A 377-nucleotide genomic window follows, 5' to 3' on the forward strand; every position below is an offset into this window, starting at 1 on the left:
GTGAATAACTTGTTTGGCTGTCAAGATAATGGAAATTCTAACTATCACGGTCCGACTTCAGGTGGATGCGGCTGGGAAGACTTAAGTAATCTATTGAAATAATTTAGTAGTCTTTAACGTACCGAAACTCGTGATGGTACTTGCAACCAGCTAACTTCTGCGCCAGTTGCTTACTACGATAGAAATGACCACCCTCGTTCATGTCAACGATCGGATTCACCCCGTTATTGACGAACGTCAACATGTCAACGTGGTAATCGTCGACTTTCTGACGCCGTTCTTGGAGGTAAATCCCATCACCAGTTGATTGCGTCCAACCGTACAGATTAACGGTGGCCGCCCTTCCCTTTGGACCTGATTGCCACGGAATGTAACTC

The 377-nt window shown here is 45.9% G+C and carries 1 protein-coding gene; it reads right to left on the reverse strand.

The features are described 5' to 3' along the window. Nucleotides 1-103 precede the first annotated feature (103 nt). Nucleotides 104-377, reverse strand: a 274-nt coding sequence (locus tag AC6UDG_RS07410) for a hypothetical protein (RefSeq protein WP_500706951.1), incomplete at its 5' end; no start/stop codon positions are given.

Source organism: Fructilactobacillus sp. X2R1C1, assembly GCF_059901435.1.